Below are 8,307 nucleotides of genomic sequence, written 5' to 3'. Positions count from 1 at the left end.
CCCTGACCCTGAAACTCCCGATCCAGAAGCCGAACGTACTGGTCCCGGTGATAGAGCTGTTCCTCTAGGAACTCAGGAAGCCGGGGTCGGGCGGCCGGGTTGCTCCCCGCCCCGTGCTTCCAAGTAGTTGTTCTTCGGGACCATGACCTTGCGGCGGAAGATGCACACCACGGTGCCGTCCTGCTTGTAGCCCTTGGTCTCGACGTACACGACGCCGCGGTCGTCCTTGGACTTGGACTCCCACTTGTCCAGGACGACCGTCTCGCCGTAGATCGTGTCGCCGTGGAAGGTCGGGGCGACGTGCCGCAGCGACTCGATCTCCAGGTTCGCGATCGCCTTGCCGCTCACGTCGGGGACCGACATGCCGAGCAGGATCGAGTAGACGTAGTTGCCCACCACAACGTTCTTGCCGAACTGGGTGGTCTGGCCGGCGTAGTTCGCGTCCAGGTGCAGCGGGTGGTGGTTCATCGTCAGCAGGCAGAACAGGTGGTCGTCGTACTCCGTCACCGTCTTGCCCGGCCAGTGCTTGTAGATCGCCCCGACCTCGAACTCCTCGTAGCTGCGCCCGAACTGCATCCCGGATCCTCCTCCGCTGCTGGTCTCCCCATGCTGCCGGGTCCCGGCGCTCCGGACCGTGGTCTGGCTCTCACCAGGAGGAGAGATAGGTCACGGCCGGTCCTGCTGCGGCTGCGACTGCTGCGGCAGCAGCGGATGCACCTCGCCCTTCAGCGCCAGCTTCGCCAGGTGGTTGCGGGCCTCTTCGGCGAACTTGAAGTCGCAGAGTACGTCGTACGTCGTCGCCACCACCGCGGTGCGCGAGGTGAAGTCCCGCCGGCCGGCCGATTGCGCGTAGCTCAGCCCACCGAACACCAGCCCGAAGAAGGCGCCCAGCACCACACCGGTCAGCACGGCCGCGATCCAGTTGTTGGTGGTGAACAGCCCCAGCAGCAACCCCACGAACAGCCCGAACCAGGCACCGCTGGCGAGCCCGGCGGTGAGCGCCCGGCTCCAGGTGAGCCGGCCGGTGATCTTCTCGACCTGGCGGAGGTTGTTGCCGACGATGGTCGTGTGCTCGACCGGGAACTTCTCGTCCGAGAGGTAGTCGACTGCTCGCTGCGCCTCCCGGTAGGTGTCGTAGGTCCCGATCGTCAGACCGGTCGGCCTGGGGTCCATCGAGGGCATGCCCTGCGCGGTCATCGTCGTTCCTCTCCACGTGCTTGCACCCCCATCATTGCCGACGGCTGGTTACCACGTCTTGATAGCCTCGCCGTTGATGGCCGGGCGACGATGGGACATGGGCGCGACACGCCGTGTGGGACGAGTCTTCACCCGCCGTGGCGGCTCTGCCGGACGTCCCTCGGACGAGCTGGTCAGGGGCAAGCTCGAGGGCGCCCTGGTCGACTGGGGGCTGTACCGGGACGGCGTCCGCGACGATCGCGTCGACTCGTACACCGAGGCCCTCGACCGGGGCCGCCGCGGGCAGGGGTTCGTCTGGATCGGCCTGTTCCAGCCGACCGACCACCAGCTCGCGATCGTCGGCGCCGAGTTCGGGCTGCACCCGCTGGCGCTGGAGGACGCGTCCGAGGCACACCAGCGCCCCAAGCTGGAACGGTACGGCGACACGCTCTTCGCGGTGTTCAAAACCGTTACGTACGTCCCGCACCGCGATCTGACCGCGACCAGCGAGGTGGTGGCGACCGGTGAGGTGATGGTGTTCTGCGGGCCCGGCTTCGTGGTCACGGTCCGCCACGGTGAGCACAGCGCGTTGACCGGACTCCGCCAGGACCTGGAGAAGGAGCAGCACCGGCTGGCGACCGGCCCGGGCGCGGTACTGCACGCGATCGCGGACCACGTCGTCGACCGGTACCTGGAGGTCGCGGACGCCGTACAGGCCGACATCGACCTGATCGAGACCGACATGTTCACGCCGCGCGGCTGGCGCAACATCGACCGGGTGTACCAGCTGAAACGTGAAGTACTGGAGCTCAAGCGGGCAGTGGCACCGCTGACCGGCCCGATGCGCGCGCTGGCGACCGTCCGGCACCCGCTGATCACCGACGAGACCAGGAACTACTTCCGCGACGTCGACGACCACCTGCAGCGGGTGAAGGAGCAGGTGATCTCGTTCGACGAGCTGCTCAGCTCGATCCTGCAGGCCGGGCTGGCCCAGGTCCAGGTGGCCGAGAACGAGGACATGCGCCGGATCTCCGCCTGGGTCGCGATCCTCGCGGTGCCGACGATGATCGCCGGGATCTACGGGATGAACTTCGACTACATGCCCGAGTTGCACCTGAAGTACGCGTACTTCGTGGTGCTCGGCGTGATGGTTTGCGCGTGTTTCACGCTTTACCGACTGTTCAAGCGGAACCACTGGCTTTGAATCTCCGGCGCTGCTCACCGCGTTGAGGGGAGCTGGCAACCTTTTGCCATGGCCAGGAGTACTACCTGATTGGAATGTTCAAACAGTTGTCGCCCGCTCCCCTGCCTTGATTGAATTCCGGGGTCGCGTTCGGTCAGGAATCGGCTACTTTCCGCGATCGGCGCCGGGGGACGTGGTGACAGCGAGGAACGGGAGGGGACTGCGATGCTGCGAATCCATTTCACACCGCGCGACCTGACCCGGGTCACGGTGGCCACCCGGCCGGCACCGCTCTGGGAGGTGCTGCTGAGCCTGCACATGCTCCAGCACTCGGAAGGCCGGCTGATCTTCGAGGACTGGCGCCGGCACGTGCGGACCACCGTCGGCCCGGACCAGATGCGGCTGCTGCTCGAACTGACGCCGGCGCACGGGTACTCGCCGGACTTCCTGACCCCGGCCGAGTCCGCGCCGGACTTCGACACCGCGCTGGAGCAGACGCTGGCGACCCCGCGACACCAGGTGCGCAGCCAGCTGGACCTGCTGCAGAAGTGGCGCCCGGCGTCGCCGTGGACGCGGGAGCTCGCGGACGGCGACCGGACGTCGATGCAGAAGCTCGGCCGGGCCATCCGCACGTACCACGACGTGGCGATCCGGCCGTACTGGAAGTCGATCGGCACGCACGTGTCAGCCGACCACGCGCACCGGGGTGAGACCCTCGCCCGGCACGGCGTCCACCGGCTGCTGTCGTCGCTGCATCCGCGGGTCCGGTGGGTCGCACCGGTGCTGCAGGTGCTGGACATGAACGACCGTGATCTGTATCTCGATGGCAGGGGAATCGAGTTGCAGCCCTCGGCGTTCTGCTGGCAGGTACCGACGAAGCTGCGGGACCCGGACCTGAAACCGATCCTGGTGTACCCGATCCAGCACGCGCCCGGCATCCTGCGGCAGACGTCGACGGAGCCTGCGCCCTCGAGCGACCCGCTCGGATCCCTGCTCGGGTCGACCCGGGCAGCCGCGCTGGAGGCGGCCGTCAGCGGCTGTACGACGACGGAGCTGGCCAAGCGCTGCAAGATCTCCCCCGCGGCCGCCAGCCACCAGGCGACCGTACTGCGCGAGGCCGGGCTGATCACCACCCGCCGCTCCGGCGCCTCGGTCCGCCACGAGATCACCCAACTGGGCATCTGGCTGCTGTCCGGCCACGGATCCGGCCGGGTGCCGGTGCCCGGACGGGCGCCCGTCTAGCCCGCCCCTCGAGCCCTGCCCCAATGCGCGCTGGGCCGACTGGCACCGCCCCGCCCGTCGACCCAGCGCGCCGGGCAGTTCAGAGCTTGTAGTCCTCGAGCAGCCGGCGGCCGATGATCATCCGCTGGATGTCGGCGGTGCCCTCGCCGATCAGCAGCATCGGGGCCTCGCGGTACAGCCGCTCGATCTCGTACTCCTTGGAGAACCCGTACCCGCCGTGGATGCGGAACGAGTCCTCCACCACCTGCGCGCAGTACTCGCTGGCCAGGTACTTCGCCACGCCCGCCTCGAAGTCGTTGCGGGAGCCGCTGTCCTTCTTCCGGGCCGCCTTCACCATCAGCTCGTGCGCGGCCTCGACCTTGACCGCCATGTCGGCCAGCCGGAACAGCACCGCCTGGTGGTCGGCGATCTTCTTGCCGAACGTCTCGCGCTGCTGCGCGTACGAGATGCCCAGCTCGAACGCCCGCCGCGCGACACCGCAGCCGCGCGCCGCGACGTTCACCCGGCCGACCTCGACGCCGTCCATCATCTGGTAGAAACCCTTGCCCGGTACGCCGCCGAGAATCTGCGCGCCGTCGACCCGGTAGCCGTCGAACACCAGCTCGGTGGTGTCGACGCCCTTGTAGCCCATCTTCTCGATCTTGCCCGGCACGGTCAGGCCCTTGTCGACCTCGCCGAACCCGGGCTCCTTCTCGACCAGGAACGTGGTCATGTTCTTGTAGACCGAGTCCTGGCCCTCGTCGGTCTTCACGAGTACGGCGACCAGGTTCGACGAGCCGCCGTTGGTCAGCCACATCTTCTGGCCGTTGACGACGTAGCCCTCGCCGTCGCGAGTGGCCTTGGTCTTGATCGCCGCGACGTCGGAGCCGCAGCCCGGCTCGGACATCGAGAAGGCGCCGCGGACCTCACCGGTCGCCATCCGCGGCAGATACCTCTGCTTCTGCTCGTCGGTGCCGTGCTGGAGCAGCATGTACGCGACGATGAAGTGCGTGTTGATGATGCCGGAGACGCTCATCCAGCCGCGGGCGATCTCCTCCACGCACAGGGCGTAGGTGAGCAGCGATTCGCCGAGCCCGCCGTACTCCTCCGGGATCATCAGCCCGAACAAGCCGAGCTCCTTGAGGCCCTCGACGATCTCGGTCGGGTACTCGTCGCGGTGCTCCAGCTCGGTGGCGACCGGGAGGATCTCCGCCTCGACGAACGCCCGGACCGTCTTCAGGATCTCTTCCTGGATGTCCGTGAGCCCCTCGGTCTGCTGCAACCTGCTCATGCTGCGCCTCCTTCGACCGGCTTACCCGCGAGTATCGCGGTTAGCGGGTGCCACCCACTGTGACACCGGCCACCTGGGGAAGGTCGCGTGGCTCACTCGTGGTTGTCACCGCTCGGTCGCGGAAGCGACCTGCCGACCGTGCTGAACAGCGTGGCGATCTGCTGGGTCGCCTGCCAGCGGTTGTGCTGCTGGGCCTCCAACAGACGCTGCCGGGCCGCGTAGAAGTGCTGCGCGGCCGACTGCAGGTTGCCCTGATCGACAGCCTGCGCAGCCTGGTCCAGCTCCCGGGCTGCGTCCCGTGGCGCCTTGCCGTGGCTGTTCTGCTGCGTTGCACGTACCTGTGCGGCCAGTGTCCGCAGTCGCTGCACAAGGACGGCCTGCGGGTTCTGCTGCGTCGGCTTCTTCGTGGGTGTGGTCTTGGTAGGTGTTGGTGTCGGTGTGGGCTTCTGTGCGGTCGCTTTTGTCGTCTTCGGAGCGACCGTGGTCTGCTGCACAGGCGCAGCAGACGGCGTACCGCCTGCCTGGGCCGGCGGATCGCTCGACAGACCGGACCGGAGCAGCAGTGCGCTCAGCACGCCAACCACCACCACAGCGGCTGCTATGCCCACCTTGACCAAGGGGAACCCGCCGCTGGGAGCGCGGTGGGCGCGAGTGTCTTCCCACTTCCCGACGCCGAGGGTGTTGGACAGTACTTGGGTCTGGTTGGTCGGTGTGAGCAGCGCGGTCACGTCAGCGGCCGACGCGGGCCGCTCTGCCGGGTTCTTCGCCAGCAGGTGCGTGACGAGCCCGGCCAGCTCAGCCGGTACGTCGGTACGCGTCACGGGCGGAGGTGGTGCCTCCAGGTGCTGCCGCATCACCACGTCGGCGGTCGGCCCGGTGAACGGCGGCGTACCGGTCAGGAGCTCGTGCAGGACGCAGCCGAACGAGTACCAGTCGCTGGCGGGCGTCGCCGGCTCGCCACGGACCTGCTCCGGCGACACGTACGACGCCGTACCGAGCAGCACGCCCAGAGCGGTCGTCTCGTTGCCTGCGCGCTTGGCGATCCCGAAGTCGGTCATCTTGAGAGTGCCGTCCGGTGCCAGCAGCAGATTGCCCGGTTTCACGTCCCGGTGGACGATGCCGGCCTCGTGCGCGGCGTCCAGGGCGCGGGCGCCCTGCGTCGCGATGCTTTCGACCAGCTTGGCGGGCGGGAGTCCCGACGTACGCATCAGCTTGGCAAGGTCCGGGCCCTGGACGAGCTCCATCACCAGGAACACGTGGTCGCCCTCGGTGCCCACGTCGTACGTCGCCACCACGTTCGGGTGCGTCAAGCGAGCGGCCGATTGAGCCTCGGCCCGGAACCGCTCGACGGCGTCCATCGGGTCGCCGTCCAGGCTGCGCAGGAGCTTCACCGCCACCTGCCGGTCGAGAACCGTGTCCTCGGCCTGCCACACCTCACCCGCACCGCCCCTGCCCAGCAGGGTCAGCAACCGGTACCGACCTGCCAGTACCTCGCCGTTCACGCACTCACCTTCCGCAGTGGACCGGATCACCTTAGGCGGCCGGGCACCGGATGATCGAGCCCACGACGAAAAGCTTCAGAAACCTCTGCGGACAGCGATCGGAGTACTACGGTGGGTGGATGAAGCTCCCCGCCCTGCTCGCGGCCGTGCTGGTCGCGACGACCCTGACGACCGCCGCCACGACCACCGCCTCCGCTGCCTCCGCTGCCCCCGACCGGCATCCGCGTCCGGTGGTGAAGTGCGAGTTCACCCCGACCCCGGACAACCCGGCCGCGAAACCGGTCCGGATCCCGTCCCCGACGGCTCGCGCCGAGGGCACGGTCGACGTGTACTTCGTGACGAACTACGGACCGTTCGTGGTCCGGATGGACCGCGCGAACGCACCGTGCGGCGTACACAACTTCGTGCACCTGGTGCGGAGCCGGTTCTACGACGCCACCCAGTGCTTCCGGCTGACGAACTCGGCCCGCCTCGGCGTCCTCCAGTGCGGCGACATCTACCGCCAGGAGGAGGGCGGCCCCGGCTACAAGTTCCCCGACGAGGTCACCGGCGCCGAGACCTACCCCCGCGGCACCGTTGCCTACGGCAACCAGGGCCCGGGCACCAACGGCTCGGAGTTCTTCGTCGTGCACTCCTTCGCCCACATCGCCCCGAACTACACGGTCCTCGGCCACGTGATCGCCGGCATGTCCACCTTCGACCGGATGGTCGCGGCCGGCATCGCCGACCCCGGCCAGGACGGCCCACCCAGCAAGCCGATCCGCATCTACAAGGTCTGGGCGGCCTAGGGGAGGGTAATTCGGGGTCCGCGCCGCTAACTTGAGGTCGTGGGGAAGCGTGGCAGACCGAGGCATCCCGACGTACTGACGCCTGCCGAGTGGCGGGTCGTCGACATGGTGCGGCACGGGATGTCGAACCGGGTGATCGCGCAGCGCCGCGGGATCAGCGTGGACGCGGTCAAGTTCCACGTCGCGAACGCGCTGCTGAAGCTCGGCCTGCACCGCCGTGCCGAGCTGCGGACCTGGCGCGGCGTGCCCGCCGACAGTGCGTTACGAGGACAAGGAGGCGCGGAGATGGTGCAGCTAGGCGCGATCGGGCAGATCGCCCGGCCGGTGACCGATATCGAGCGGGCGGTCGAGTTCTACCGCGACGTCCTCGGACTCCCGCACCTGTACACCTTCGGAGACCTCGCGTTCTTCGACTGCGGTGGCACCCGGCTGTTCCTCAGCGCCGGCGAGGACACCGCCGGTGCGTCGACCCTGTACTTCCGCGTCGACGACATCAACGCGGCGTACGACGAACTCCGCGACCGCGGCGTCCGGTTCGAGAACGCGCCACATCTGATCCACAAGCACGACGACGGGGTCGAGGAATGGATGGCGTTCTTCCCCGACCCCGACGGTCAGCTGCTGGCGATCATGGCGCAGGTCCCGACTCGGCCCTAGTCGGCCGGAGCCTGCCACACGTCGGTGCGGGTGAGGCCGGCGGCGCGGCCCTTGGCGGAGATGACCAGGGCCATCTTGCGGCTGGCCTCGTCGATCATCTCGTCGCCGAGCATCACCGCGCCGCGGGTGCCGCCGGCGGCGGACGTGTAGTGGTCATAGGCGTCGAGGATGTTCTCGGCGTGGTCGTAGTCGTCCTGGCGCGGCGAGTAGACCTCGTTGGCGGCGGCGATCTGGTCGGGGTGCAGGACCCACTTGCCGTCGAAGCCCAGCGCGGCGGAGCGGCCGGCCACCCGGCGGAAGCCGTCGACGTCCTTGATCTGCAGGTACGGGCCGTCGATCGCCTGCTTGTCGTGGGCGCGGGCGGCCATCAGGATCTGCATCAGGATGTAGTGGTACGCGTCGCCGACGTCGTACCCGGGCGGCTGCTCGCCGACCACCAGCGACTTCATGTTGATCGACGCCATGAAGTCGGCCGGGCCGAAGATGATC

The 8,307-nt window shown here is 68.3% G+C and carries 9 protein-coding genes; 4 read left to right on the top strand and 5 right to left on the bottom strand.

What is annotated here, in order from left to right; all coding sequences use genetic code 11:
- Positions 1-72: 72 nt before the first annotated feature.
- Positions 73-576 carry a MaoC family dehydratase gene (locus VFF46_RS09570; protein WP_325036694.1) on the bottom strand — a complete coding sequence of 168 codons (504 nt, stop codon included), beginning with the start codon at positions 574-576 and terminating at the stop codon, positions 73-75.
- Between the two features lie 90 nt (positions 577-666).
- Positions 667-1,197, bottom strand: a complete 531-nt coding sequence (locus VFF46_RS09565; protein ID WP_325036693.1) for a general stress protein — start codon at positions 1,195-1,197, stop codon at positions 667-669.
- Positions 1,198-1,294: 97 nt separating this feature from the next.
- Between VFF46_RS09565 and VFF46_RS09560 the strand changes: the two genes are divergently transcribed.
- Both VFF46_RS09560 and VFF46_RS09555 read left to right on the top strand, forming a co-directional pair.
- The gene (locus tag VFF46_RS09560) at positions 1,295-2,380 is read left to right on the top strand and encodes a magnesium and cobalt transport protein CorA (RefSeq protein WP_325036692.1); all 1,086 of its coding nucleotides are present in this window, start codon (positions 1,295-1,297) and stop codon (positions 2,378-2,380) included.
- Between the two features lie 204 nt (positions 2,381-2,584).
- Positions 2,585-3,601 carry a winged helix-turn-helix domain-containing protein gene (locus VFF46_RS09555; protein WP_325036691.1) on the top strand — a complete coding sequence of 339 codons (1,017 nt, stop codon included), beginning with the start codon at positions 2,585-2,587 and terminating at the stop codon, positions 3,599-3,601.
- 79 nt (positions 3,602-3,680) lie between these two features.
- Here the strand turns inward: VFF46_RS09555 and VFF46_RS09550 are convergent, their stop codons facing one another.
- Entirely contained in the window at positions 3,681-4,871 is a 1,191-nt protein-coding gene (locus VFF46_RS09550; protein ID WP_325036690.1) for an acyl-CoA dehydrogenase family protein, read from the bottom strand.
- A gap of 92 nt (positions 4,872-4,963) precedes the next feature.
- A complete protein-coding gene (locus tag VFF46_RS09545) occupies positions 4,964-6,373 on the bottom strand; it encodes a serine/threonine-protein kinase (protein WP_325036689.1) in 1,410 nt (469 codons plus the stop codon).
- Between the two features lie 119 nt (positions 6,374-6,492).
- On the opposite strand from VFF46_RS09545, the gene VFF46_RS09540 reads away from it, so the two are divergent.
- Both VFF46_RS09540 and VFF46_RS09535 read left to right on the top strand, forming a co-directional pair.
- Entirely contained in the window at positions 6,493-7,161 is a 669-nt protein-coding gene (locus VFF46_RS09540) for a peptidylprolyl isomerase (protein ID WP_325036688.1), read from the top strand.
- A 39-nt stretch (positions 7,162-7,200) separates the two neighbouring features.
- Positions 7,201-7,818 (top strand): VOC family protein, encoded by a 618-nt coding sequence (locus tag VFF46_RS09535; RefSeq protein WP_325036687.1) that lies wholly within the window; start codon positions 7,201-7,203, stop codon positions 7,816-7,818.
- Here the strand turns inward: VFF46_RS09535 and VFF46_RS09530 are convergent.
- The coding region (locus VFF46_RS09530) for an HpcH/HpaI aldolase/citrate lyase family protein (protein ID WP_325036686.1) at positions 7,815-8,307 on the bottom strand (493 nt) is incomplete at its 5' end. The genes VFF46_RS09535 and VFF46_RS09530 overlap by 4 nt on opposite strands.

Source organism: Kribbella sp. (genome assembly GCF_035655035.1).
Taxonomy (GTDB): Bacteria; Actinomycetota; Actinomycetes; order Propionibacteriales; family Kribbellaceae; genus Kribbella.
Note: the sequence above shows the minus strand (reverse complement) of the source record. Positions and strands in the feature narration are given on the sequence as shown.

What these genes read in the sequence shown, in the direction of transcription:
- VFF46_RS09560 (WP_325036692.1), top strand. Translation starts at nt 1,295, where the DNA reads ATGGGCGCGACACGCCGTGTGGGACGAGTCTTCACCCGCCGTGGCGGC.
- VFF46_RS09570 (WP_325036694.1), bottom strand. Translation starts at nt 576, where the DNA reads ATGCAGTTCGGGCGCAGCTACGAGGAGTTCGAGGTCGGGGCGATCTAC.
- VFF46_RS09550 (WP_325036690.1), bottom strand. Translation starts at nt 4,871, where the DNA reads ATGAGCAGGTTGCAGCAGACCGAGGGGCTCACGGACATCCAGGAAGAG.
- VFF46_RS09565 (WP_325036693.1), bottom strand. Translation starts at nt 1,197, where the DNA reads ATGACCGCGCAGGGCATGCCCTCGATGGACCCCAGGCCGACCGGTCTG.
- VFF46_RS09555 (WP_325036691.1), top strand. Translation starts at nt 2,585, where the DNA reads ATGCTGCGAATCCATTTCACACCGCGCGACCTGACCCGGGTCACGGTG.
- VFF46_RS09540 (WP_325036688.1), top strand. Translation starts at nt 6,493, where the DNA reads ATGAAGCTCCCCGCCCTGCTCGCGGCCGTGCTGGTCGCGACGACCCTG.